The organism is Shewanella sp. 492 (assembly GCF_059338445.1).
In genome coordinates, this window is the sequence record NZ_CM181702.1 from 3,980,676 (window position 1) to 4,007,109 (window position 26,434).

At 47.2% G+C, this 26,434-nt stretch carries 22 protein-coding genes and 2 rRNA genes; 10 read left to right on the top strand and 14 right to left on the bottom strand.

Annotation, left to right across the window (positions count from 1 at the left end; translation table 11 throughout):
• Positions 1-114: 114 nt before the first annotated feature.
• Entirely contained in the window at positions 115-546 is a 432-nt protein-coding gene (locus AC5YBX_RS17560; RefSeq protein WP_475515348.1) for an acyl-CoA thioesterase, read from the top strand.
• A gap of 360 nt (positions 547-906) precedes the next feature.
• Here AC5YBX_RS17560 and AC5YBX_RS17565 read toward each other — a convergent pair whose 3' ends face one another.
• Positions 907-1,908 (bottom strand): Solitary outer membrane autotransporter beta-barrel domain, encoded by a 1,002-nt coding sequence (locus AC5YBX_RS17565; protein ID WP_494524175.1) that lies wholly within the window; start codon positions 1,906-1,908, stop codon positions 907-909.
• A gap of 351 nt (positions 1,909-2,259) precedes the next feature.
• Here AC5YBX_RS17565 and AC5YBX_RS17570 point away from each other — a divergent pair, with 351 nt between their 5' ends.
• On the top strand, positions 2,260-2,508 hold the full coding sequence (locus tag AC5YBX_RS17570; protein WP_494520472.1) for a GNAT family N-acetyltransferase: 249 nt from the start codon (positions 2,260-2,262) through the stop codon (positions 2,506-2,508).
• Between the two features lie 76 nt (positions 2,509-2,584).
• Here the strand turns inward: AC5YBX_RS17570 and AC5YBX_RS17575 are convergent, their stop codons facing one another.
• Together AC5YBX_RS17575 and AC5YBX_RS17580 are read right to left on the bottom strand one after the other, a co-directional pair.
• Positions 2,585-2,989 (bottom strand): acyl-CoA thioesterase, encoded by a 405-nt coding sequence (locus tag AC5YBX_RS17575; RefSeq protein ID WP_475515352.1) that lies wholly within the window; start codon positions 2,987-2,989, stop codon positions 2,585-2,587.
• A gap of 183 nt (positions 2,990-3,172) precedes the next feature.
• Positions 3,173-4,966, bottom strand: coding sequence for an AMP-dependent synthetase/ligase (locus tag AC5YBX_RS17580; protein ID WP_494524176.1), 1,794 nt, complete (start codon positions 4,964-4,966; stop codon positions 3,173-3,175).
• Positions 4,967-5,340: 374 nt separating this feature from the next.
• Here AC5YBX_RS17580 and AC5YBX_RS17585 point away from each other — a divergent pair, with 374 nt between their 5' ends.
• From AC5YBX_RS17585 to AC5YBX_RS17595, 3 genes are read left to right on the top strand one after another with little or no spacing between them, the layout of a single operon-like run.
• Positions 5,341-6,903 (top strand): alpha/beta hydrolase, encoded by a 1,563-nt coding sequence (locus AC5YBX_RS17585; protein ID WP_494524177.1) that lies wholly within the window; start codon positions 5,341-5,343, stop codon positions 6,901-6,903.
• Complete coding sequence (locus tag AC5YBX_RS17590) at positions 6,896-7,630, top strand: ABC transporter ATP-binding protein (protein WP_494524178.1); 735 nt, start codon at positions 6,896-6,898, stop codon at positions 7,628-7,630. The genes AC5YBX_RS17585 and AC5YBX_RS17590 overlap by 8 nt, the downstream gene beginning before the upstream one ends.
• The gene (locus AC5YBX_RS17595; protein ID WP_475517069.1) at positions 7,630-8,763 is read left to right on the top strand and encodes an ABC transporter permease; all 1,134 of its coding nucleotides are present in this window, start codon (positions 7,630-7,632) and stop codon (positions 8,761-8,763) included. The genes AC5YBX_RS17590 and AC5YBX_RS17595 overlap by 1 nt, the downstream gene beginning before the upstream one ends.
• Positions 8,764-8,842: 79 nt before the next feature.
• On the opposite strand, the gene AC5YBX_RS17600 is transcribed toward AC5YBX_RS17595, so the two are convergent.
• The 3 genes from AC5YBX_RS17600 to AC5YBX_RS17610 form a co-directional block, all read right to left on the bottom strand.
• Positions 8,843-10,501, bottom strand: a complete 1,659-nt coding sequence (locus tag AC5YBX_RS17600; RefSeq protein WP_494524179.1) for a methyl-accepting chemotaxis protein — start codon at positions 10,499-10,501, stop codon at positions 8,843-8,845.
• A gap of 393 nt (positions 10,502-10,894) precedes the next feature.
• On the bottom strand, positions 10,895-11,428 hold the full coding sequence (gene mog / locus AC5YBX_RS17605; RefSeq protein WP_475515357.1) for a molybdopterin adenylyltransferase: 534 nt from the start codon (positions 11,426-11,428) through the stop codon (positions 10,895-10,897).
• 285 nt (positions 11,429-11,713) lie between these two features.
• Positions 11,714-12,610 carry a GGDEF domain-containing response regulator gene (locus tag AC5YBX_RS17610; RefSeq protein WP_494524180.1) on the bottom strand — a complete coding sequence of 299 codons (897 nt, stop codon included), beginning with the start codon at positions 12,608-12,610 and terminating at the stop codon, positions 11,714-11,716.
• Between the two features lie 312 nt (positions 12,611-12,922).
• Here AC5YBX_RS17610 and AC5YBX_RS17615 point away from each other — a divergent pair, with 312 nt between their 5' ends.
• The gene (locus AC5YBX_RS17615) at positions 12,923-13,636 is read left to right on the top strand and encodes an RluA family pseudouridine synthase (protein WP_494520468.1); all 714 of its coding nucleotides are present in this window, start codon (positions 12,923-12,925) and stop codon (positions 13,634-13,636) included.
• An 18-nt stretch (positions 13,637-13,654) separates the two neighbouring features.
• On the opposite strand, the gene AC5YBX_RS17620 is transcribed toward AC5YBX_RS17615, so the two are convergent.
• The 4 genes from AC5YBX_RS17620 to AC5YBX_RS17635 all read right to left on the bottom strand — a co-directional run bounded on the left by AC5YBX_RS17620 (position 13,655) and on the right by AC5YBX_RS17635 (position 17,185).
• Positions 13,655-14,839, bottom strand: coding sequence for a BaiN/RdsA family NAD(P)/FAD-dependent oxidoreductase (locus AC5YBX_RS17620; protein WP_494524181.1), 1,185 nt, complete (start codon positions 14,837-14,839; stop codon positions 13,655-13,657).
• 191 nt (positions 14,840-15,030) lie between these two features.
• Positions 15,031-16,050 (bottom strand): NAD(P)H-dependent glycerol-3-phosphate dehydrogenase, encoded by a 1,020-nt coding sequence (gpsA, locus tag AC5YBX_RS17625; protein WP_475515361.1) that lies wholly within the window; start codon positions 16,048-16,050, stop codon positions 15,031-15,033.
• A gap of 6 nt (positions 16,051-16,056) precedes the next feature.
• Positions 16,057-16,545: a protein-export chaperone SecB gene (secB, locus tag AC5YBX_RS17630; protein WP_475515362.1), complete on the bottom strand. Its 489-nt coding sequence runs from the start codon at positions 16,543-16,545 to the stop codon at positions 16,057-16,059.
• A 205-nt stretch (positions 16,546-16,750) separates the two neighbouring features.
• Positions 16,751-17,185, bottom strand: coding sequence for a rhodanese-like domain-containing protein (locus AC5YBX_RS17635; protein ID WP_494520466.1), 435 nt, complete (start codon positions 17,183-17,185; stop codon positions 16,751-16,753).
• A gap of 241 nt (positions 17,186-17,426) precedes the next feature.
• Between AC5YBX_RS17635 and gpmM the strand changes: the two genes are divergently transcribed.
• From gpmM to AC5YBX_RS17655, 4 genes are all read left to right on the top strand, one after another.
• Complete coding sequence (gpmM, locus tag AC5YBX_RS17640; RefSeq protein WP_494520465.1) at positions 17,427-18,974, top strand: 2,3-bisphosphoglycerate-independent phosphoglycerate mutase; 1,548 nt, start codon at positions 17,427-17,429, stop codon at positions 18,972-18,974.
• Positions 18,975-19,040: 66 nt separating this feature from the next.
• A complete protein-coding gene (locus AC5YBX_RS17645; protein WP_494520464.1) occupies positions 19,041-20,126 on the top strand; it encodes a murein hydrolase activator EnvC family protein in 1,086 nt (361 codons plus the stop codon).
• A 32-nt stretch (positions 20,127-20,158) separates the two neighbouring features.
• On the top strand, positions 20,159-21,364 hold the full coding sequence (locus tag AC5YBX_RS17650) for a S41 family peptidase (RefSeq protein ID WP_494524182.1): 1,206 nt from the start codon (positions 20,159-20,161) through the stop codon (positions 21,362-21,364).
• Positions 21,365-21,380: 16 nt separating this feature from the next.
• On the top strand, positions 21,381-22,142 hold the full coding sequence (locus tag AC5YBX_RS17655; protein ID WP_494520462.1) for a divergent polysaccharide deacetylase family protein: 762 nt from the start codon (positions 21,381-21,383) through the stop codon (positions 22,140-22,142).
• A 26-nt stretch (positions 22,143-22,168) separates the two neighbouring features.
• On the opposite strand, the gene AC5YBX_RS17660 is transcribed toward AC5YBX_RS17655, so the two are convergent.
• The 4 genes from AC5YBX_RS17660 to AC5YBX_RS17675 form a co-directional block, all read right to left on the bottom strand.
• Positions 22,169-22,621: an Rrf2 family transcriptional regulator gene (locus tag AC5YBX_RS17660; protein ID WP_494520461.1), complete on the bottom strand. Its 453-nt coding sequence runs from the start codon at positions 22,619-22,621 to the stop codon at positions 22,169-22,171.
• Positions 22,622-22,631: 10 nt separating this feature from the next.
• Complete coding sequence (locus AC5YBX_RS17665) at positions 22,632-22,886, bottom strand: YkgJ family cysteine cluster protein (RefSeq protein WP_494520460.1); 255 nt, start codon at positions 22,884-22,886, stop codon at positions 22,632-22,634.
• Positions 22,887-23,051: 165 nt separating this feature from the next.
• Positions 23,052-23,167: ribosomal RNA gene (gene rrf / locus AC5YBX_RS17670) — 5S ribosomal RNA — on the bottom strand.
• Positions 23,168-23,303: 136 nt separating this feature from the next.
• A 23S ribosomal RNA gene (locus AC5YBX_RS17675) occupies positions 23,304-26,197 on the bottom strand.
• Positions 26,198-26,434 lie beyond the last annotated feature (237 nt).

Genomic DNA, 26,434 nt, shown 5'->3' on the forward strand with positions numbered 1-26,434 from the left:
GATGCCTTTTTTGATCCACTCACTCCCCCTTGTTGCTGACTAAACATGCTGTTATGCTCAATTAAACGAGCGTTTTAATTTGAGTCCCAATAACAGCAACAGGAAGTAAGCCAAGTGGAACAATTTATCAAACAGTACCCCATTCGCAGTCAAATCAATGTCGCCTGGGGAGAGATGGATGCCCTACAACACGTTAATAATGTCGTTTATTTCCGTTATTTCGAAACCGCTCGAATTAACTTCTTTAATCGCTTTTTTCCGCTCGATGAGATGTATAAATCGGGGGTTGGACCTGTGATCAGCGATAACAGCGCACGCTATAAGCGGCCGGTGACCTTTCCCGACACCTTGCATGTTGGTGTGAGCATTAGCGATATACAAAGCGATAGATTTACCATGCATTACCATATTTACAGCGAGCAACAACAAGCGATTACGACTACTGGATCTTCAGTCGCTGTGATGTTTAATTTTCATAGTCAAACTAAAGCCGAGCTCACCCCTGAGTTACTTGCCGTGTTGCGTGAGCACCAACAAGACGCATAACACAACCACAGGCGCCTCGGTCGCAGCGTTAGTTTCATTTTCACAAACTAAAGCCGAGCTCAAGTTAAGCGAGCCCCTGAGTTACTTGCCGTATTGCGTGAGCACCAACAAGACGCATAACACAACCACAGGCGCCTCGGTCGCAGCGTTAGTTTCATTTTCACAAACTAAAAAAGCCGAGCTCAAGTTAAGCGAGCCCCTGAGTTACTTGCTGTATTGCATGAACATCAACAAGACGCATAACACAACCACAGGCGCCTCGGTCACGATGTTGATTAGGCGCCCCGCGTGTAAATAAGCCGTTTATGTTCATCCAATTTAATCAGTAATTCATGCATTGAGGCTAACAATATGGTGGGTTTATAACGGCTCGTTAAACAGTAATATCAAGCCACCGCCACTTAAGCCACTGTTAATATTAAGTGTGATGCCTAAACCGATATTATCGACCCAAGCCGCCAGTGATGGGGTTTCGATTATCCAGCCAGCCCCCAGCTCATAGTAATAACGCGTGCCCATTGGGTCGACCACATCACCACTTAAGTCAACCCGCTTAACCTGCAACACCAGTTCATTACGACGCGACCATACACTGGGTAATCCATAATGGAACACCAGTGTATTGCTAAAACGACTCACCTCGGGTGACACTGACTGCGCGCCATTATCGGTCAATACTGTGCGGCCATAGGCATAACGAAACGCACTGATAAACTCCCATTTGTGGCCAAATAAGTCACTGGTGTACGTCAATTCAACATTGGGATCGACCATTACCGCGCCATAACGGGTGTTTACTATGACGCCATCCAACTGCGACCGCTGTGCGGCCAAGATAGGATCGCGATACTCTAAACGGTTTTCTAACCACAATAACTGTCCACCCACACCGAATACCACCTGCCAACGAGGCGTGAACCGATATTGCCAGCGGTACTCGGCCGCTAATAGATAACTGGTGTCCTCTAGGGGACTCATTAACGACTTATCATCAATACCCAAAATATCTTCTGTGGCGTTAACATAGGAGAGTCGCACCGCACTCGATACCTGCCAGTCGCGATTAAACTCACTGGGCTGGCTTTCCCAAGGCAGAGAATAGCTGCGCAACTGACTGCGCCGGCGCAATGACTCTGCATCTCCGGCATTAATATCGCCAATTGAGCCTAAATCGATAAACGCATTAGGATCGAAGTCGACAATACCTAAGGTGATCAAATTTGCATCAGTAAGCACAATTGCGCTAGTGACATCGCCTTTGACCTTGGTTTCGACAGCCTGTCGCAATGCATCCTCAACCGCCGATACAGGGAGACTCCATCCGATCAAAACCAAACCGAGCGCCGATAAATAACGCAACATAATGCCCCCAGTTAACCATCGATGAATCAATTGCACCTCGCTAACTCTAACGCCATATAACTTTCTATTGATGAGATATTGCTCTCAGGCTCAAACTTGTCCTTGATGTTATTAACAAGGCGAACTCACACACAAATAAACAGTGTATTTTACTTTTAATACAAAATGTTAAGTATTGATGGCAGCTATTTGAGATACCTTGGTTATCCTGAGTTCAGATTACATAGCCCGATCGCTAAATACAACCAAGGCTCCCATGAAAAGGGATCGCCAAGATTGATAAGCACAACACAGGCATCACAGCACTAAACGTGCTAACGTCAGCAGAGCCTAGATATCAAGGGAATATACATGAGCCAGTCAACCATTTTACATCAGGCCGACAAACAGAGATTTGTGATTTTAATCGATGACCAGCAAGCACTGCTTGAATACCTGATTGAGGGCGATCATATCGATTTTAATCGCACTTACGTACCCGATGCATTGAGAGGGCGAGGACTAGCCGAACGTTTAGTGCGCCATGGGCTAAAGTGGGCCAAGGCACAACAACTAACCATCAGTGCCAGTTGCTGGTATGTACAAAAATTCTTGCGCTAACCTACTGATGATAAATCGCCGTCGTGACCGCATACCCCCAGCGCACTACTTGCTCGCGACGGTCAAGTTAAATCGCTTAATCTCCGGTGCGCAGCGCTAAGGCCTGCTTGACCATATTGGGGATCGGCACGCTCTGATTTGCGCCATAATCATAATGTACTAAGGTGGTTTGCGCCTCTGCGGTCTTTTTCTCCGCCTGCCAACATTGCTGCGTCACCTCAAAGCTACTGTTACCAATACGGCTCACCCACGTTTTGACCTCAACAGGCTGACCAAAGAAGGTGGGCGAGGTATAGGCAATGGTGAACCCTGCCACAATCAAGTTCCACTCATCAAGATTCAGGCTAGGATTAAACAAGCTAAAAATAGGCTCACGCCCCACCTCAAACCAAATGGGGATCACGGTATTGTTGATATGCCCCAAGCCATCGGTTTCATTGAAACGTGGGTTAAGGGTTGCGCTAAAAAATGTCTCAGCCACTGAAGTATCCTTGTAAAGGTACGCTTATTATTGTGCTGCTGACGTTAACTGAGAAGATTGAACGATGCAATATGAACTTTAGGCTTGAGGGCTTGAGGGCTTGAGGGCTTGAGTGCTTGAGTGCTTGAGTAAGATTATCACCTCAACCTTGCATCAAGCCCCTCTTTCGCACAAAGTCTTTAGCTATTTACCGTACATGGCATTAATTTCGGTAGAGTATTTATGATAAATCATCTTACGGCGTAGTTTCATGGTGGGGGTAATAAGCCCTGCTTCCATAGAAAATGCCTCGGGTAACAAAGTGAACTTTTTGATCTGCTCAAACCCTGCCAACTCAACCTGCAAATGCTTTAACCTTTGTTCAAAATGCTCAATCACATGACTATGACGCAACAGTTCAATAGGCGACTCATAATGCACTCCCTTGTCTTTGGCCCAAGCTTCGAGCGAGGCAAATGCCGGCACAATTAAGGCGGTCACATAGTTTTTGGCATCGGCAATAATGGCCACCTGTTCGATATAAGGACAACAGCCCACCTTACCTTCGACACGTTGCGGCGCAATATATTTACCATTTGAGGTTTTCATCAACTCTTTAATGCGATCGGTAATAAACAGATTACCTTGCTCGTCGATATAACCTGCGTCTCCGGTTTTTAACCAACCATCTTCAAAGGTAGCTTCTGTCTCTTGCGGGCGGTTGTAATAGCCACGCATCACAGTAGCGCCGCGAACTAAGATCTCATCATCTTTACCTAACTTGATCTCCACTTCAGGCAGCACCTTACCGTTGGAGCCCGCTAAGCGGTTGGATAAGGTATTACAGGTAACGGTTGCCGTGGTTTCTGTCATGCCGTAGCCACATAAAACCGGAATATCGATGGCATGGAAAAAGCTCGTCACCGTTTTATCCAGCGCAGCACCACCACAAGGCATAAACTTTAAGCGTCCACCCAGTACTTGCTGCAACTTGCTAAACACTAATTTGTGCGCCAGTTTATGCTGTAAACCCAACCACACCGAGCCTTTAGCGCGCCCTTGGCTGACTTCAAACTGACGCTCACCGACTGACATCGCCCACGCAAACAGTTTTTGCCTTGCCGCTGGCGCCTTCGCCACTTTATCTTGCACTGCGCTATAGACTTTTTCGAGGAAACGCGGCACCACACACAGGGTATGGGGCTTCACATCGGCAATGGCTTCTTTGACCATCATAGGGTTTTGCAGGTAAACGTTGTGACCGCCACGGCATAGCACGTAGAAGCTCCAGCCACGCTCAAATACATGACTTAATGGTAAAAAGGCCAGTGACACATCGCCGGGAGTAAAAGGCAAAATGGTGTCATGTTGACGGATAACCGAGGCGATATTGCGATAATCGAGCATCACCCCTTTAGGATCCCCCGTTGTGCCTGAGGTATAGATTAGGGTTAATAGATCATCGAGACTGGTCTGGCTCAGTCGTTGCAATAACTCAACTTCAATCGCGGGATCTACCGCCGGATTAAGCAAGCTATCGAAATGATAATGCGCTGGGTCAATCAGGGTCACATCTGAATCAAACACCACTATATGGGTCAGCGTGGCACAGCGCTTGGTGAGCTCGCAAGCCATCAGGTATTGCGCCGCATCCCCCACAAAAATCAGTTTTGCCTGCGCATCATCTATGATGTAAACCGCTTGTTCTATTGTACTAGTGGGATATATAGGCACCACAACCGTTTTGGCTTTTAAGGCTCCCACATCGGCGCAAGTCCATTGTGGAGAATTTTGTGACAGGATAACGACTCTATCTTGTAGCGCTAAATCGAAACGGATCAGCGCCTTAGCTATAGCATCACTGATATTATCAAATGCAGACCAGCTGATCTGATGCCAAGGTGCTGCACTACCATAGCCCTCGAGCGCAATGGCATCGCCGCGTTTAAGGCTCTGCTCCTGGATCAGGCGTATTGGATGATATTGCTCGAGTGACATAAGTTTTATAACCTTTTTAGCGTACAGGTGTACCTCTTTTAGCGCATTTTACTTTAACCTTGCCTAAAAAATAAGAGCTTTTGCTCCAACACTGTTAATTGGCGCACAAAACGGTAGCAAATGACACATGACTCACCCACTGTGATTATATTATTTTTATTTTATTACAGTAAGTTAGACGTAAAAACCAGACTCATCAGACCTCTTATAGATAACATAATTTAATTGAGCTTCATTCCATAGGCTGGCTGCTATAACGAATCAGTCTGTTGACACAATGTCGTTCTCGCATTAGCCTTTCAGCAGCTTATTAACCTATTGATAAAAAACTGAATTAACATTGTCGCAATATGCGCATTCAAGGGATGAATATCATGCCACAAGCCAACATTATGCACACGGCAAGCGATAAGGAACGTCAGACTCAGTTAGCACTGTGGCTGTTACTGCCGCTGGCTGCCATGCTATTTTCTCTTACCAGCCATGCCGAGACAGAGACCGCGCCCACCAACGACACTTGTTATGTCGACGGTCTGCCAGATAGGCTGCGCTGCGGCTTTGTCACAGTGCCTGAAAATTACGCTCACCCCGAAGGTCGGCAGCTCAACATCCATTACTCGGTACTGCCAGCAATAAAACCGAGCTTTACTAACGAAGCCTTGCTCGCCATTGCCGGCGGCCCAGGGCAATCGGCAATTGAAAACGCGCCGACGTTCGATCGCATGTTAAGTAAAGTCCGCCAGCAGCGCGATATTCTGCTGATAGACCAAAGAGGTACAGGGCAGTCCAACCTATTACAATGCGAGGGCGAAGGCTTTGAAGGGGCGTTATCACTCAACGAGGATGATTTAGATATTGCGAGCGAAACTCAAAAGTGCCTCGACGGACTCGATGCCGATGTCAGCCAATATGGCAGTGAAATAGCGTTAAAAGATTTCGAAGCAGTTCGAGCCCACTTAGGTTACGACAAACTCCATGTCTATGGCATTTCATACGGTACGCGTATGGCGCAACTGTACATGCGTCATTACCCGCAAGTCTTGGCCACAGTCACATTAGACGGCGTAGTGCCGATGCAGCAAAGTGTGTTGCATATTGGTGATGCGATAGACAGAGCCATCAGCTTACTGATCGATGACTGCAGCAGTAATGCCTTATGCCATGGGCAGTTTGCCGACCTTGAACAGGACTTGCAGCAGGTGAATACGCGCCTCGCCCAAGCCCCAGTGAGTAGCCAAGTTCGCGACCCGTTAACCAACGAGCCGCTCACGCTTGTGATGACCCGCGCTAAGTTTATGGGGGCGCTGCGTATGGCCATGTACACCCCGAATATCAGAGCGCTATTGCCCCACGCGATTCATCAAGCCGCGCAAGATAACTTCCAAGCCATTATGGGCTTATATGCTCTGACGATAGACAGCACAGGCATTGCGACTGGCATGCACTCATCAGTGGTGTGTGGTGAAGATTGGCAGCGCTTTAGCCAAGTCGAGCGCCAGCAAGCCGAGCAAAGCTACTTCACCCGCGAAATGGTCAATGCCTTCGATCTTTACTGCCCGATTTGGAATGTACCCGCTGTTGACGCCGAGTTTTCAGCCCCGATTGCCAGTAATATTCCCACCTTGGTGTTATCGGGACAGTTAGATCCCGCGACGCCTCCGAGCTGGGGCGAGATGGCGATGGCGCAACTGAGCAATGCCAAGCATTTTATCGCCCCCTATGCCACCCACGGAGTAGCCTACCAATCCTGTGGCAACGATCTCATCGCCCAGCTTGTCAGCAGCAACAGCCTTGATGACATATCCGATGAATGCCTAAGCAAAGATGTTAGCCGTAATTTTTACCTCAACGCGAATACTGTCGAAGCGCTCCCTGCAGCCAAACAAGCCCGTTCATCGACATCCCATACTAAGGCACAAGGAGTGCGTCATGATTAAAGTAGCTAATCTTTCTAAGCGTATTGGTGACGTACAGGCGCTTAATGACCTGAGTTTTGAGGCGCTCGATGGCCAAATAACCGGACTGCTCGGCCCCAATGGTGCGGGTAAAACCACCTGTTTGCGTACCGTGTTTGGTTTACTTAAACCCGATAATGGCATCGCCGAAATTGACGGTATCGATGTGGCTAAGTTTCCGGTCAAAGCCAAGCAGCAACTGGGGTTATTTCCCGATCCCTTTGGCCTGTATGAACGCCTTACCCCCAGAGAATACGTGAGCTATTTTGCCGAGCTCAACGGGTTACCGCGTGCACAGGCCAAAGCAGCGGCGGCAAGCGTGCTCAACAAATTACATATGGATGATATTGCCGACCGCAAATGCAAAGGCTTTTCTCAGGGACAACGAATGAAAACCGCCCTAGCCCAGGCCATAGTGCACGAACCTACCAACATCATTCTCGATGAGCCCACCCGAGGCCTAGATGTGATGAGCACGCGAGTACTGCGCGATCTGCTAAAAGACCTTAAAGCGGCCGGCCACTGCGTGTTGTTTTCTAGCCATGTGATGCAAGAGGTCGCCGCTCTGTGCGATAGGGTGATAGTGATGGCACAAGGCAAGGTGGTTGCCATCGGCAGCCCAGAGCAGTTGTGCCAACAAACAGGCAAGGCCTCATTAGAAGATGCCTTTATCGCATTAATTGGCACCGATGAGGGGATTGCAGCATGATCAGCACCATTATAGCCATGGTTCGAAAAGAGCTGATCGATGCCGCCCGCGATAAACGCTCGGTCATGGCCGGCCTCTATTATGCTATCGGCGCGCCGCTGATGATGTGCGGCATGTTTATGCTGCTGATAGGCCAAATAACCAGCCCCGAAGCACTTAATATTACCATCACCCATGGCGAACGCGCCCCCGATCTGGTTAAGTTTCTTGCCAGTAACGATATTAGCCAAGGCGATAAAGCCGAGCGCAAAGAGATAGAGCTGATAATTAGCCAAGATTATGCCAGCAATATGGCCAAAAGCCGCACGGCCGAATTAACCCTTATTGCCGATAATTCCAATGAAAAGTTGCAATCCTCTATTCGGCGCATTGAAAAAAGCTTGCAAGAATACAGCGCCGAAATGGGTAGCCTACGCCTAATAGCCAGGGGGATTGACCCTAAAGTGGTGCAGCCGATAAAAGTGACGGTAGAAGATCAAGCCACCAGCGATTCTAAAGGCGGCATGATCTTAGGTATTGCGATATTTATGATGGTGTATGCGGTATTTATCTCGGGCATGAACCTAGCCATCGACACCAGCGCTGGAGAGCGCGAACGCAACTCGCTGGCGTTGCTGCTGAGCCATCCGGTATCGACGCGTGACATAGTGCTCGCCAAGGTCGCCGCGGTCACCATATTTGCCATGCTGGGATTAGTGTTGACCTTACTCATCTCAAAAATTGCCTACGGCTTTGTACCTTGGCAAGAGCTGGGCTTTAGCGTCAATATCACCCCTGATTTTATTGGGTTAATGCTGGTTATCGGCCTGCCGATCGCACTTATGGCCGCTTCATTGCAGTTATTTGTGTCATTTATGGCAAAGTCATTTAAAGAGGCACAGTCTTACCTAACGATAGTGCTCATAGTGCCCATGATGCTGTCAATGGCGGCCAGTTACAACATAGCGCCAGACACCTTACAGTGGCTACCCGTGTCCGGACAGATGCAGGCACTTATCGCCTTTATTAAAGGCAAAGAGATACCGCTCATGCAGCTGCTACTGTCGAGTGCTACAACCTTAGCCATCACCTTTGCCCTAATGCTGGGCATGGAGCGCTCCCTCAAGAGCGAAAAGATTGTCTTTGGCTTGTAATGCAAAAAGGCTCTCTGATTAAATACAGAGAGCCTCATATTGGCTAACCAGAGTTTAAAAACCTGATGCTAATGATGCCTCATATTTTAAAGGCTTGTACTAATTGTGAAAGTTGGTGTGCCATCTTAGCTAAGTTTTCACTTTCATTTGAAGTGGTATTTGACCCTTCGGCCGTAGCTTCTGCCGCATGACTAATATTAACGATATTGTTATTAATCTCTTCCGATACAGCGCTTTGTTCTTCTGCAGCTGCGGCAATTTGAGCATTCATATCCGTTATCGTTGCAACGGCTGCGGCAATAACTTGCAGCGCTTCACCGGTAGAATTTGCATGATTGACACAGTTATCGGCATCACGACTGCTTTGCATCATCACTTCAACCGCCTCTTTTGCTCCCCCTTGCAGCTTATCAATCATCATTTGAATCTGTTCGGTTGACGCCTGAGTCCGACTCGCTAATGTCCTAACCTCGTCAGCAACTACAGCAAAACCTCGACCTTGCTCTCCAGCACGAGCCGCTTCAATCGCAGCATTAAGTGCCAGTAAGTTGGTTTGATCAGCAATATCCTTAATCACCCCTAAAATCGAGCCGATCTCATTACTGTCAGCCTCTACGGCATTAATCACCTCTGCGGCACGCTTAATTTCATTAGCAAAGCCTTCGATACTCTTGACCGTTTCATTAACCACCACTAAACCGGTTTGAGATTGACGGTCGGTTTGATTCGCCGCATCGGCGGCCTCATTGGCATTTTTAGCCACTTCAACGACTGTCGTTGTCATCTCATTCATAGCCGTCGATACCATGTCGAGTTCGTGACGCTGTGTTTGCACCGACTCGGCGGCATGAGCCGTCACGCTGGCCACTTTATTTGCCGACGAAGTTAATTGAGTAGCGGTGTCGAAAACGCCTTGAATACTGCTTTGAAATTTATCCAACATTAAGTTGAACGAACCCGATACCCGCCCCAACTCATCATTAGCCACGATGGTTATTCGTTGCGTTAAATCTGCATCCTGCTCAATTTGATTAATCGACAACTGCAACGCATTGACCCCCGCCATAATCGAACGCGTCACCAAAAATAATAATAATCCCACCAGCAATACCGACGCAGCGCTTATCAACACCAACTCGCGCTTCATTGATGACATAGCATTAATAGCGCTTTGTTGTATATCTGCACGAGCTTGTTGCTCTGCTTTAGTTAATGCGTTAAAGCTGAGTCGAGCCTTATTCGCAAACGGAGAGGATTGTTGACTATATTCGGTCCACGCTTGTTGCAGCATTTGTGGCGAGCGCACTTGATTACCTAAGGCTGCCATCCGCCTCTTACCATCCTCAAGAAAAGCCTGAGTAGTCACTTTTGATTCTTGACTCAAGCGTAGCAAATCTGCTTTTACCTTGGCATCTGTAATCAAACTTATTGCCATATCAAGATTATCAAAATGGGTATAAATACTCTGAATTCGCTGCTCGAGTAACGTAAAGTTTTTGTCATAATCGTCACCAAGCATGATGCTTCTAGAGAGTCGCGAGCAGTAATTCATATCTCGATTTATAGACAAAATATACTTTTGGCCATTAACGCCAGCCTGATCATATTCAACAAACCTATCCTCAACAATGTCAGTACTGACCAATACTGTCGTAATAATAATGAAGCCAGAGAGACAAAATACCGCCATGGCTGCCATTAACTTATGCCTAATCGTTACCGAAGAAAGAAATTTCATTGCTCACCTTTTTAATTTTTTATCGATGATTGAGCCACACTAATGTCGCTAATACTGGTGCAGGAGAGTAAGCCAGCTGCACATAATTTAATGAGCATAAATCACACAAACGGCTAAAAACATCATAAAAAACTCTAAAAAGGCCCTAGTAAATATGTGTTTATAAGTAAAAATATAAGACTATGAGCAGATCGATCGCGTTAAACGAAAAAGCAAACTCAATATGGCAGATGATAGTGGTGACTCGGTGTTGAGCTGGCGTTTAATCGCTAAGCGGCAATAAAGGCTATCGTAATGCATACACGACAAACGCCTTATGGATGGGGAACATTAGTTAAAAAGAGCGCCTAATATGCGCTCTTTTTACATCGGTAAAAGGTCGACTGATATGGCTTATTTAGCTTTGGGTCTAAATGGCTTAATCACAGCTTCATCACACTCTAAGAAAGGCCCGTCCATCAAATCGATACAATAAGGGATAGCAGGGAATACCGCATCGAGACATTCACGAATCGATTTTGGCTTGCCGGGTAAATTAACTATCAATGAGTCACCGCGCAGGCCAGCGGTTTGACGCGATAAAATGGCGGTGGGCACAAATTTTAATGATTCGGCGCGCATCAGCTCACCAAAACCAGGCATCATGCGATCGCACACAGCTTCGGTGGCTTCTGGCGTCACATCGCGCTTTGCAGGGCCTGTACCGCCAGTCGTGACGATAAGGCTACAATTTTGCTCATCGGCCATCTTAATTAAGGTCGCTTCAATCACATCCTGCTCGTCAGGGATCACCTCGTAAACCGGTTGCCACTCAGAGGTCAGGTATTGGTTTAGCACCTCAATAATGGCCTTACCAGAAATATCTTCATACACGCCCGCACTCGCTCGGTCACTTACGGTCACTATGCCAATTTTTGCTATTGCCATTACACTTTCCTCTTTTAGCGCAGTCGATTGAGAGAATGCTAACCACTCTCGTTTAGCCGCTAAAATAACACATTTTACCTTGAGCTTGGCATCTATCGCACCAAATTGAGACAGCGGATGTAAGCCTCTGTCCCGCTAAGCCTGACATAAGCTTGCTCTGCGCATGCTAAAGAGCAAAAACACACTTAAGGGCATGATACGGTTGGAGTAAATGGAATGACGTAGCCTGATAATAAGCCTGTGACATAAAAATGAACCACCTGCGTAGGACAATACCTATGCACCTTAGCCAACGGTAATGTATTGACCGTCATCATAATAGACAAGGCAATTACGCCCATCAGCTTTGGCTTTATAAACGGCTTCTTCGGCTAATACCAACAGATGAGAAAAGTCGGTCATTTGCGCATTGGCGACCAGTAAGCCAAAACTTCCGGTCACCATTATCCCCATCGGCTTTAGCTGCTGTAGACGTTGGCGCACACTTTCAGCTTTCTCACGAGCCTCTGTCATGCCAGACTCCATCAAAATAATAAACTCTTCACCGCCCATCCGCGCCACCATATCCTCCTTGCGAAAGCTATCTTGCAGCAGCTTAGACACGGCCTGTAATATTTTGTCGCCAACATGGTGACCATTAAAGTCATTAATTTTTTTGAAGTTATCCAAATCTAACATCACCACAGACAGTTCTGTTTGGTGGCGAGCCATACTCGACAGACTCTGAGCTGCCCACTCGGCCAAGAAGTGACGATTGTAGAGACCGGTCAACTGATCGTGCAACGCCATAAACTGTAACTTGTCGCTATGCTGTTTTAATTGCAAATGAGTCGCGACTCGAGCACGGACAATCGCAGGGTGAATAGGCTTGTTAATGTAGTCGACGGCACCTAACGCTAAGCCTTTTTGCTCATTATCATCGGCATCTTTAGCGGTAACAAAAATAACCGGAATATGGGCCGTGTCGGTATCAGCCTTCAACTGCCGACACACCTCATAACCGTCCATATCGGGCATGTCTATCGTTAACAAAATCAAGTCGGGTTGCTGCTTAGCCAAAGCTAAACACTCTTTGCCGCTTGCTGCGGCCCAAATTTGATATTGCCCTTTTAAACATTGCCTCATGATGAGCACATTGGTTTTTACATCATCAACCACCAGCACAACAGAAAGCGCGTCCATACTTTCCCCTAGCTTTCATCAGTCAATTAGATACAACTATTCAAATGGATAGCCTCAATTTAACAGTGTAGCAGATGCACCACCATTCAAAGGGTTGGGTAAAAAGTACAATAAAAACAACAATAAAAAATAATATCGTGCGATAGCAATCACCTTAATATCCATTTAAATGGCACTAGAGACAAGTTGAGATGAGAAACCGTGTAAACTAACATCCTTGTTCACCGCTACCAACAAGATAGCCGTGTGCAATACAAGATGATTGTCGTGATGCAGCAGAGACTCTAGATATACCAGTAACAGGAACAACCCATGCCTAATATCGGCTCGCCGACTGATACCAGCTTTGACGATTTTATCGCACCTAAGTGCGATGATGTGGTCACGATTTTATATCAAGATGATGATATCTTATTGATCAATAAGCCCAGTGGTTTACTGAGCTTGTCAGGCAAACATCCCCTTAACCAAGATTCAGTACACTACCGCTTAGTCCATGGTCAGGCAGGAGTTAGCCCTGCATTTCCTGAGGCCAAATTGCCACATCGATTAGACTTTGGCACATCGGGCATCATGGTTGTGGGGCTGCATGCAGAGTCGACCCGACACCTCAATAAACAGTTTCAAGCGCACACCATTAACAAGCGCTACATGGCACTACTACAAGGTTGGGTTACAGATGATAATGGCCAGATCACCGCGCCAATAGCAAAAGATAGGGATCACTTTCCACGAGTCAAAATTTGCTCCACCACAGGCAAGCCGGCCATCAGTGAATACATTGTCTTACAGCGCCTTGAGCAGCCCTGTCGCACCTTAGTGCAATTTACCCCAGTTACCGGCCGTACGCATCAACTGCGAATACACAGCTTGACCATGGGCCACCCCATTCTTGGGTGCGATCTGTATAACAGCAGCCAAAGTGAACAACTGGCAGAGCGCTTACAATTACACGCCAGTGACCTGTATTTTGAGCATCCAACTCTTGGCGAAACCTACCATGGCCAATGCCCTTGCCCGTTTTAAACCGCTTAATACTCGCAATTACACCGTAAGACCGGCGGCCACGCCGGATGACCATGCCCACTGGAAATTAAACCCACCGAGCCAGCCGCTGACATCCATGACTTCACCGACAAAAAATAACCCTGCGACCTTTTTACTTTGCATATCTTTAGACGATAACTCGTCGGTATCGACGCCACCTAGGGTCACTTCAGCCGTGCGGTAACCTTCGGTTCCGTTCATCAACAATTCCCAGCGATGCAAGTCGGCAACCACTTTATCACGCTGAGCATGCACCAATTGATTCAGCGCCATATTGAGTAACGCCTCATCGAATAACACCTCAATCAGACGCTTAGGTAACCACTGGCTTAAGGTATTGCGCAAGCTTTGTTTCGGGTGCTGCTCGAGTGCCTCAGACAAGCCCTGCGCCGCATCCATGTACGGTAACAGGTTGATAGAGATAGTTTCGCCCGGCTTCCAGTAATTCGATATTTGCAACACCGCGGGCCCTGAAAGCCCCCGGTGGGTAAACAGCAACGCTTCACTAAATTGTGTGCCATCCTGAGCGGTGATGGTACATGGCACAGCGATGCCAGATAATGGCTCAAACTTTTGCTTTTGCTCACTGTGCCAAGTAAAAGGCACCAACCCTGCGCAGGTGGGGAGTACTTTAAGGCCAAACTGTTCGGCCAACTGATAGCCCAATGGCGTCGCGCCCAATTTAGGCATAGACAATCCGCCGGTGGCCACCACTAACGAATCACAACTGTATTCGCCTTTAGAGGTGCGTAATACAAATAGGCCGCTGTCATTTTTGCTCACAGAGATGATGTCGGTGCGCAGCTGGATGCGCGCGCCGGCCCATTCACACTCGGTCAGTAGCATGGTGACTATCTCTTTAGCCGAATCGTTGCAAAATAGCTGACCATGATCGCGCTCATGGTATTCAATACCATGACGTTCAACTAGTTCAATAAAGTCTTGCGAGCGATAGCGAGCCAATGCCGATTTTACAAAATGTGGGTTTCGGCAGATAAAGTTAGCGGGCTCAACCTTTTGATTGGTGAAATTGCAGCGTCCACCGCCACTGATCAGAATTTTACGTCCCGCCTGCTTAGCATTATCGATAACTAAGACATCACGACCTCGATATCCTGCGGTAGCCGCACACATAAGCCCCGCTGCGCCTGCGCCGATAATGATCACATCATGATGTTCCACTTAGATTACCTCTTACTTTGAGTCATGGTTACGCGTTGCATGGAGCAAATGCCAAAAAGGTATGAAACATGTTAGCCCCAATATCACTCTCCTTCACTGCCATCCATGCGCTTCGGAGATAAATACTTATTGCATAAAAAAGGGCGCTATTTTAGCACCCTTTTATTATTTAGTATCACACAGCCTAGGCTTTAATCGCTTTCTGCCGTCTCTGATTTTTTCTCTCTACCCAGCAAAGCTTTTGCAGCTTCGTGAGGAGTGCCACCCTGATACAAGACACGATAGACTTGCTCTGTAATAGGCATTTCAACCCCTAAGCGTTTCGCTAAGGTGTAGACCTCTTTCGTATTGCGGTAGCCTTCAACCACTTGGCCAATCTCAGCTTGCGCTGTATCGACATCTTTACCTTGGCCTAATGCCAAGCCAAAGCGACGATTACGCGACTGGTTATCGGTACAAGTCAACACTAAGTCACCAAGGCCCGCCATCCCCATAAAGGTTGAACCTTGGGCACCTATGGCTTCACCTAGACGCGTGAGCTCAACAAGCCCGCGCGTAATGAGTGCGGTTCGAGCGTTGGCGCCAAAACCGATACCGTCAGACATACCAGCGCTGATGGCGATCACGTTTTTAACCGCACCACCCAACTGCAACCCGATAAAGTCATCATTGGCGTAGACGCGCAAACGACTCGGGCTGTGCAGCAGTTCGACCAGATCGTTAGTAAAGGTGTCATCTGTGCCCGCCACCGAGATGGCTGTAGGCATGCCCGCAGCGAGCTCTTTAGCAAATGTAGGCCCAGACAACACCGCCAGCGGATATTGGTCACCGAGCACTTCGCGTGCGACTTCTTGTAGCAAGCGGCCGGTTTCAGGCTCTAAGCCTTTGGTCGCCCAAACAATACGCGCATCTTGGCGCAGTAAAGGTTTAGCCTGCTTCAACACTTGACCAAATACATGGCTTGGAACAACCACTAGCACATTGTTAGACGCGGCTAATGCCGTGGCTAAATCAGACTCGGGAATGAGTAAATCGGGTAATGCAATACCGGGCAAAAACGCTTCATTAGCGCGATCGCGCTTAAGGTTTTCGATATGCTCAGGGTCATGTCCCCAAAGCAATGTTTTATGACCGTTACTGGCTAAAGAAATAGCAAGGGCGGTGCCATAAGAGCCCGCCCCCAGTACCGTAATATCGGCAGTATTTTTCATGCGTGATTAAGCGTTCGCTTCTTCTGCAGCAGGAGCGGCTTCGGCAGCTGCTTGACGCTGTTGCACGTATTGTGCAAATAGCGCATCAAAGTTAACTGGTGCTAGGTTTAGCTGTGGGAAAGTACCACGAGCCACTAGGCTGCCAACGGTTTCACGCGCGTATGGAAATAGTACGTTAGGACAGTATGCACCTAGAGAGTGAGCCAGTTGCTGCTCTGTTAGGCCGCTGATAGCAAAAATACCCGCTTGCTGTACTTCACATAAGAAAGCTGTTTCTTCACCGTTTTTAGCAGTAACAGTTAGCGAAAGAACCACTTCATAAACGTCGTCAGCCAATTTAGCGCTGCGAGTATCTAGATCTAGCTTAACTTCAGGGCTCCACTCTTTTTGGAAAACAGCTGGGCTATTTGGTGTTTCAAAAGAGATATCTTTAGTGTAAACACGTTGAATGTTGAACTGTGGACCCTGTTGTTCGTTATTTGCTACTTCAGCCATAATTTCCTACCTAATCAATTTATGTGATCTTCCAAACAGAAGAATCATCTTAGGGCTTTTGTTACTCGAGTCCCAATAAGACCTCAGCCACCATCCCGGTTTTAGTTTTGCTTGAAGGATTAACTGGTAATCCTTCAAGCCATTTTTTAAGAGATGACACTCTACTCAAAGTCGCCTTAAAAAAGCAAACACTGAGTGGGTAGAGTTAGCGCTTAGCCTTAGCAACAGGTAAGTTACTTTGTTGCCATTCACTCATACCGCCTTTGAGATTATACACAGATTCAAAACCTGCTTTTACCATCAACTGAGCCGCTTGCGCCGAGGTCATTCCTGCGTTGCATACCATTATAATGGGACTGGCTTTAGCGTTTTCAAGTGCACTTAACTGATTATTTTTAATTTCCGCTAACGGGATGTTAACTGCATCAACAATATGACCTTTTTTGAACTCTTCTTTAGAGCGCACATCGACAATTTTGGCGTTTTGTTTGTTAATTAACAAGGTTGCCTGTTGATGATCAACTGTTTTCACTTTAGAAAGACTAGACTTAAAAACGCTCACTAAAAGCGCAACAAGTAAACCAATCCAAGCAAGGCTAAGCATGGGATTGGCTTTTAAAAATTCGATATATTCTTGCATAATTTACGGCCTACTTCTGTGGCTGGAGGTTCTGTCAGGGCCAAGAGTATAACCGATTGTCGCCGCAGATTGCAGCAAGTTGTTAACCCTTAACGGGCTGACAGATGGTGACAATCGCGCCATCGGTCCAATGTTCGATAACCGCTATCGGAGTAAATCGCTTTTTGATCGCCTGCGTACGTAGTAATATTTAACCAATTTCGAATTGTAATCTTTGTTTCTTAAACTTAAAGGTACCACCATGACGACACGCAAACGCCCTCTGGCACTGCTGATCCTTGATGGCTGGGGTTATCGTGAAGACACCCATAATAATGCGGTATATCACGCCAACACCCCAGTGCTCGACAGACTCAACCAACAGTATCCCAACAGCTTAATTTCAGGCTCAGGCCTCGATGTCGGACTGCCCGATGGTCAAATGGGTAACTCTGAAGTGGGCCATATCAATATCGGCTCCGGCCGTGTGGTTTATCAAGAATTGACCCGTATCGGCAAGGCTATCGAAGACGGTGAGTTTGACACCAACCCAGCCCTCGTCGAAGCCGTAGATAAAGCCATCGCAGCCAATGGTGCTGTGCATATCATGGGGCTATTATCACCTGGTGGCGTGCACAGCCACGAGAATCACATCGAAGCTATGTGTAAGATGGCGGTTAAGCGCGGCGCAAAACATGTTTATTTACATGCTTTTCTCGATGGCCGCGACACCCCACCACGCAGCGCAAAATCGAGCCTTGCCCATTTCAATGAGCTGTTTAACACCTTAGGCACTGGCCGTATAGCCTCTATCATTGGTCGCTACTACGCCATGGACAGAGACAACCGCTGGGATAGAGTGTCTCAGGCTTATGAGTTGATCACTCAAGGTAAAGCACAATACCAGTTTGCAGATGCTGTCGATGCCTTGGCCGCCGCTTATGCGCGTGATGAAAATGATGAGTTTGTCGCCAGTTCGACGATCACCGACGCGCAGGGGCAAGTGGCAACCCTTAACGACGACGATGCATTGATCTTCATGAATTTCCGCGCCGATCGTGCCCGCCAAATTACTCGCAGCTTTATCAATGCTGATTTTGATGGCTTTACCCGCGAGGTCATGCCTAAGGTCAACTTTGTCACCTTGACTGAATACGCCGCCGACATTAAGGCGCCTATCGCTTACCCCTCGGTAGACTTGGTCAATACCTTAGGTGAAGTGTTACAAAACAGCGCTAAAACCCAGTTACGTATATCTGAAACTGAAAAATATGCTCATGTCACCTTCTTCTTCAATGGCGGCAAAGAGGAACCATTTGAAGGTGAAGACCGTATTTTGGTGCAATCACCTAAAGTTGCCACCTATGATCTGCAGCCAGAGATGAACTCTGCCGAGTTAACAGATAAATTGGTCGCAGCCATTGAGTCAACGAAATATGACGTGATTATCTGTAACTACCCTAACGGCGACATGGTAGGCCATACGGGTAACTTTGAAGCCGCCGTTAAGGCCTGTGAGGCGGTAGACGCTTGTATTGGCCGCGTGGTCGAAGCCTTAGCTAAAGTGGATGGCGAGTGTTTAATTACTGCCGACCATGGTAATGCCGAACAGATGACCGACGAGCAAACCGGTCAAGCACATACCGCGCATACCAGCGAGTTAGTGCCATTTATCTATGTGGGCCGCCCGGCAACAATTGCCGACAACGGAAGATTAAGCGATATAGCCCCAACCATGTTAACCTTGATGAATCAAACGGTTCCACCCGAGATGACAGGACGCTCTCTCATCACTCTAACAACCAACTAAGCGAGTAACGATTCATTGCTTAAGCGATACGGTTTTCATAAAGCCAGCATAATTGCTGGCTTTATCATGTTATCTTTTACTGTGCAGGCTTCCGATCTGACGCAGCGTCAATCGCAGCTAGAGGCGATACAAAAGCAGATCAGCAGCCAACAGTCGGCGCTCAAAGATACTAGCTCGCAGCATGAAAAACTGATCAAGCTGCTAAAAAAAGATGAGCAGGCTATCGCTGACGCGGCCAAAAAGGTCAATAACACTAAGGCCTCCTTGGCGACAACCGATAAACAACTCGCAGCGCTAGAATCTCGCCGAGTCACACTCGATAAACTGAAAAAAATTCAACAGCAAACCCTATCAAATCAGTTGGCCAGCGCCTACCTTGCAGGCAATCATGATTACACCAAAATGCTACTTAATCAGCAGAGCCCTGCAACCATAGAGCGCCTGCTGGCTTACTACCAATACCTTAATAAGGCCCGCATCGACTCGATCAATAAGTTGCAGCAAACTATCACCGAATTAGACAGTGTCGAAGCAGAGCAAAAGCAGAAACAAATCCGCCTCAACCAACTGGTGCTCGAACAACAGCAGCAAGCCAAAAATCTAACTCAAGAGCAAGCTCAACGGCAACAAACGCTCAAACAACTGCAGCGTACGCTTAACTCTCATGGTGCCAAACTTGAACAGTTACAAATTGAAGAAGCCAGTTTAAAGCGCGTGGTAGAACAAGCGCTAAAGGCGATGAAAGACAGCCCTGTAATGGAAGGGTTATCACGCCAACATAAGCTCAATTGGCCCACTCAAGGCCGCATTCGTTCAGGCTTTGGTAGCCAACGTTCCGGTGAAGTTAAATGGAAAGGGGTGATCGTCGCCGCTCCTGAAGGGCAATCAGTTAGTGCTATTGCTTCAGGTAAGGTGATCTATGCCGACTGGTTACGAGGCTTTGGTATGGTGATGGTAGTCGACCATGGCAAAGGCTATATGAGCCTATATGGTCACGCCCAGACCTTACTTAAAAACGCCGGTGATGCGGTCGACAAAGGTGAAACCATTGCCCTAGTTGGACGCTCGGGTGGACAAACCGAACCTGGCCTATACTTTGAGGTAAGGCACAAAGGGCAGGCTATCGACCCAGCACTCTATTGTAAGCGCTAGGACAACAGCAACCCTTTTATAGAGGGTTGTTTATGATAAAGTTTATTCGTTACTTTGCCTGCGTTATTTTAGGATTAACACTCGGCTTATCCATCACATTATCAGGCACAGAGCACACTGCGCAGCATCACTCTAAACTTAATTATCCATTACTCATCGATATCATTAGTACCGTAGAAAGCTACTATATCGACAAGATCCCCCAAGAAACTTTAATACAGGCAGCCATTGACGGAGTGTTTAACTCTCTCGACTCTTACTCTAATTTTCTCGATGCAGAAGCCTTCTCAGACATCAGAAATGCCAATAGTGGCGAATATTTTGGCTTTGGTATCGAGATCGCTACCGAGGAGAATCAGGTCACGATTATCAGTCCATTTCCACACTCTCCAGCCGCAGCAGCAGGTATATTACCTGGCGATAAAATTGTTAAAGTCAATGATAAAGCTATCGATCCTAGCCAATTAGATAACGTGCTGCGGCAGATAAAACACCATAGCAAACACAATTTAGCGATTAACTTATCGTTACGTCGGCAAAATTCTGAAAACCTTGTCAACGTTACCCTCAAGCCTTCCCTTATTGACGTAAACTCCGTTAGCGCCACACTACTCACTAATGATATTGGCTATATCAAACTCAGCAGCTTTCAAGATGACTCGACTCGAGATATGGTCAACCAGCTCAACCAGTGGCAAGACCTGCCCATGAAAGGGCTTATTTTAGATGTGCGTAATAACCCCGGAGGCTTACTGGACCAAGCCATAAAAATTGCCGACCTATTTTTAGCAAAAGGGCGCATAGTATCGACTCGAGGACGATTTTTTGATGCCAATAGTGACTACTTCGCCTCGCCGAAAAATATGTTTTCTAAATTGCCAATAGTGGTCCTCATCAACAAAGGATCCGCATCGGCATCAGAGATCTTAGCGGCAGCCCTGCAAGAAAACCAAAGAGCTATTTTAATCGGTGAAAAAAGCTTCGGAAAAGGCACGGTTCAAAGTCTGATCCCTACCCTAATTGATGGCCATGCAATCAAGCTCACTATCGGCCACTACACCACACCAAAAGGTAGGGATATCAACACTATTGGTATTGAACCTGATATAAATATCACTAAAGACGCTATGACTGGAATTAAAAGTATGCCTATAATCGCTGAGCTATCGCCCCATGATGATATCGCTCAAGACAGGCTGATTAATTCGGCTGTCACATGGATAAAAACAAACAGCTAAATACCATGAAATCATAGTGCGCTTATTACTTTTATTGATTGTTACTTTTATTGCTAACTCTGCAAAGGCCGCTCAAGTCGCTATCATCATTGACGATATTGGATATCGTCAAACCGATGAGGCCGTACTGTCTCTCCCTATTGGCGTTACCCTGTCAGTACTGCCTAATACTCCGCTAGGCAAAAAAATTGCCATTGCCGCCCACAATAGAGGTCATGAGATCATGCTGCACATTCCGATGCAGGCACTCAATGGTAAAAAACTCGGCCCGGGGGGATTAACAAATGACATGAATGAGCACACTTTTAAACAGACAATATCCAGTGCTTTTAACAGTATTCCCCACGTAAAAGGGGTTAATAATCATATGGGCAGCTTGCTAACCCAGATGGATAAACCCATGTTATGGCTAATGGAAAGCTTAAAACAACAAGATAATTACTTTGTTGACAGTGTGACAACCCGTTATAGCAAGGCAGCGGATAATGCCAATAAACTCGGTATTCCATTACTAAGAAGACAACTGTTTCTTGACAATGATGTCAGAGAAGAGGCATTAGAAAAACAGTTTCAACAATTAATCCAATTAGCTAATAACCAAGGTAGCGTGGTAGCGATCGCGCACCCTTACCCTGAAACGATTCGCTTTTTGCGACACAATGTAAGTAGACTGCAGCAAGAAGGCATTACTTTAGTTCCAACCTCTACACTGCTTCCTTATCGCCTAGCACAGCAACCTAAGTTGAAATCGACAGCAAGCCCTACACGATTAAGGTAGGTCAACTTAGTCTTTATTCTGCGACTTTATAACTCTAAGATAGGAATTGAAATATCAGTTAATAACCCCTTAAGCTCTTGGCGGTTACTGATAATATCGGCGAGAGTATAACGGTCTAACACCGCAAGATAAGCCTCAACCGCTTCTGCCAATACACCTTTTAATTGGCACGAGGGAGTAAAACGACAATAGGGCTTACTGCAATCTATTGGGGCCAAAGAGTTTTCTAAAATCCTCACCAACTGACCAATATTGATATCTTCAGCAGATTTCCCCAACCTAAAGCCACCACTCTTACCACGAATAGTCTGCAAATAACCCTCTTTACCTAAATGATGCACAATCTTTGATACATGATTAGGGGAGAGATCAAACACCTCTGTAATTTCAGCAATCCTGAACAGCTGCTCCCTTTCAGGAAATAGTGCTAGATACATCAAAGTGCGGATACCAAAATCTGTATAACGAGTTAACTGCATAAATAACCTTCTAGGATTGTGTCGCTGCTTCTAATGAAGTGATAAGCCAAAGGGCCTCTTCGTTTGTGTTGCCGCAGACATCTTCTGTAGCCGCAAACCGAGCACACAGCTCAGGTCGCTCAGACTGACCGAAAATTTGACAAAGATTATCATCATTGAGTTGGATACAACGCACACCAGCAGGCTTACCGTTAGGCATTCCTGGTATTGGGCTGGTTATTGAAGGCGCAATACAACATGCACCACATCCTAAACGACAATTCATACCGCATTATACCTCTATTCACGTTGCATGTTAGCCATAAAGATCACAGTGCGCTGCAGATAACATATCAAATACTAATAATACATTAACGTCCAAACGTCATATTTTTAAGCGGTTAAACGAAAAAAGCCCGTTGCATTAGCAACGGGCTTTATCGTATTAGGCGTCTGGAAATGACCTACTCTCACATGGGGAGACCCCACACTACCATCGGCGCGATTGCGTTTCACTTCTGAGTTCGGGATGGGATCAGGTGGTACCACAATGCTATGGTTTCCAGACAAATTTGGTAAATTTGAAAAGCTGCTCTCAATCCTGTATTTCAAGAAGCAAGAGAGATTAAAATTGGTCACACTAAATCAAGTGTCGGTATTCTTTCGCTAAGTATTCACTTAGTTAGAAACCCTTTTGGGTTGTATGGTTAAGCCTCACGGGTCATTAGTACAAGTTAGCTCAACGCCTCACAACGCTTACACACCTTGCCTATCAACGTAGTAGTCTCCTACGGCCCTTTAGAGGACTTAAAGTCCTAGGGATGACTCATCTTAGGGCTCGCTTCCCGCTTAGATGCTTTCAGCGGTTATCGATTCCGAACGTAGCTACCGGGCAATGCCATTGGCATGACAACCCGAACACCAGCGGTTCGTCCACTCCGGTCCTCTCGTACTAGGAGCAGCTCCCTTCAATCATCCAACGCCCACGGCAGATAGGGACCGAACTGTCTCACGACGTTCTGAACCCAGCTCGCGTACCACTTTAAATGGCGAACAGCCATACCCTTGGGACCGACTTCAGCCCCAGGATGTGATGAGCCGACATCGAGGTGCCAAACACCGCCGTCGATATGAACTCTTGGGCGGTATCAGCCTGTTATCCCCGGAGTACCTTTTATCCGTTGAGCGATGGCCCTTCCATTCAGAACCACCGGATCACTATGACCTGCTTTCGCACCTGCTCGACGTGTATGTCTCGCAGTTAAGCTGGCTTATGCCATTGCACTAACCGTACGATGTCCGACCGTACTTAGCCAACCTTCGTGCTCCTCCGTTACTCTTTGGGAGGAGACCGCCCCAGTCAAACTACCCACCAGGCACTGTCCTCAACCCCGATTCAGGGGCCAGAGTTAGAACATCAACACTACAAGGGTGGTATTTCAAGGTTGACTCCACAAGAACTGGCGTTCCTGCTTCAAAGTCTCCCACCTATCCTACACATGTAGGGTCAATGTTCAGTGCCAAGCTATAGTAAAGGTTCACGGGGTCTTTCCGTCTAGCCGCGGGTATACGGCATCTTCACCGCAATTTCAACTTCACTGAGTCTCGGCTGGAGACAGCGTGGCCATCATTACGCCATTCGTGCAGGTCGGAACTTACCCGACAAGGAATTTCGCTACCTTAGGACCGTTATAGTTACGGCCGCCGTTTACCGGGGCTTCGATCATGAGCTTCTCCGAAGATAACCCAATCAATTAACCTTCCGGCACCGGGCAGGCGTCACACCGTATACTTCCTCTTGCGAGTTTGCACAGTGCTGTGTTTTTGATAAACAGTTGCAGCCACCTGGTATCTGCGACTCCCGTCAGCTTAGAGAGCAAGTCTCATCACCAACAGGAGCGTACCTTCTCCCGAAGTTACGGTACCATTTTGCCTAGTTCCTTCAGCCGAGTTCTCTCAAGCGCCTTGGTATTCTCTACCCAACCACCTGTGTCGGTTTGGGGTACGATTCCTGCTAACCTGAAGCTTAGAAGATTTTCCTGGAAGCATGGCATCAACTACTTCAGTTCCGTAGAACCTCGTCGTCAACTCTCAGTGTATGTGCACCCGGATTTGCCTAAGTGCACCACCTACAGCCTTAAACGCGGACAACCAACGCCGCGCTAGCCTAGCCTTCTCCGTCTCTCCATCGCAGTTAGCAGAAGTACAGGAATATTAACCTGTTTCCCATCGACTACGCCTTTCGGCCTCGCCTTAGGGGTCGACTCACCCTGCCCTGATTAACATTGGACAGGAACCCTTGGTCTTTCGGCGAGGGGGTTTTTCACCCCCTTTATCGTTACTCATGTCAGCATTCGCACTTCTGATACCTCCAGCGTGGGTTACCCCTTCACCTTCAACGGCTTACAGAACGCTCCTCTACCGCACTAGCGCAAGCGCTAGTACCCATAGCTTCGGTGTATTGCTTAGCCCCGTTAAATCTTCCGCGCAGGCCGACTCGACTAGTGAGCTATTACGCTTTCTTTAAATGATGGCTGCTTCTAAGCCAACATCCTAGCTGTCTAAGCCTTCCCACATCGTTTCCCACTTAGCAATAACTTTGGGACCTTAGCTGATGGTCTGGGTTGTTTCCCTTTTCACGACGGACGTTAGCACCCGCCGTGTGTCTCCCGAGTAGTACTCATTGGTATTCGGAGTTTGCAAAGGGTTGGTAAGTCGGGATGACCCCCTAGCCTTAACAGTGCTCTACCCCCAATGGTATTCGCTCGAGGCGCTACCTAAATAGCTTTCGAGGAGAACCAGATATCTCCCGGTTTGATTGGCCTTTCACCCCCAGCCACAAGTCATCACCGCATTTTTCAACATACGTGTGTTCGGTCCTCCAGTTGATGTTACTCAACCTTCAACCTGCCCATGGCTAGATCACCGGGTTTCGGGTCTACACCTTGCAACTAAACGCGCAGTTAACACTCGGTTTCCCTACGGCTCCGCTATTCGCTTAACCTCGCTACAAAATGTAAGTCGCTGACCCATTATACAAAAGGTACGCAGTCACGGTCTCAAGAACCGCTCCCACTGCTTGTACGTATACGGTTTCAGGTTCTATTTCACTCCCCTCACAGGGGTTCTTTTCGCCTTTCCCTCACGGTACTGGTTCACTATCGGTCAGTCAGGAGTATTTAGCCTTGGAGGATGGTCCCCCCATGTTCAGACAAGATGTCACGTGTCCCGTCCTACTCGTTTTCACGTAAAGTTAGTTTTCATGTACGGGGCTATCACCCTGTGCCGCTGTGCTTTCCAACACATTCCACTAACACCCTCTACGCTTAAGGGCTAATCCCCGTTCGCTCGCCGCTACTAGGGGAATCTCGGTTGATTTCTTTTCCTCCGGGTACTTAGATGTTTCAGTTCCCCGGGTTCGCCTCACAACACTATGTATTCATGTTGTGATACATGCTTATGCATGTGGGTTTCCCCATTCGGACATCGTTAGCTCAAATGCTTGTTACTAGCTCGCCAACGCTTTTCGCAAGTTACTACGTCCTTCATCGCCTCTGACTGCCAAGGCATCCACCGTATACGCTTAGTCACTTAACCATACAACCCAAATGAGTTTCACAAACTAATGTTTACAAAACACATCCTATCAAGCGGGTAAGCTTGATGGCTGTATCGCAACTAATGGTGTTTACTTTCGCCAAAAGAATACTCATGAATCATCATTACAATGATTCGGCACTTGATTTAAGTGTTTGAGAACTCAATTTTAATTTTCGCGTCAATGCTACAAACCATAACCACCTACAAAGTAAGCAATCACAGTCCCTTTCACAT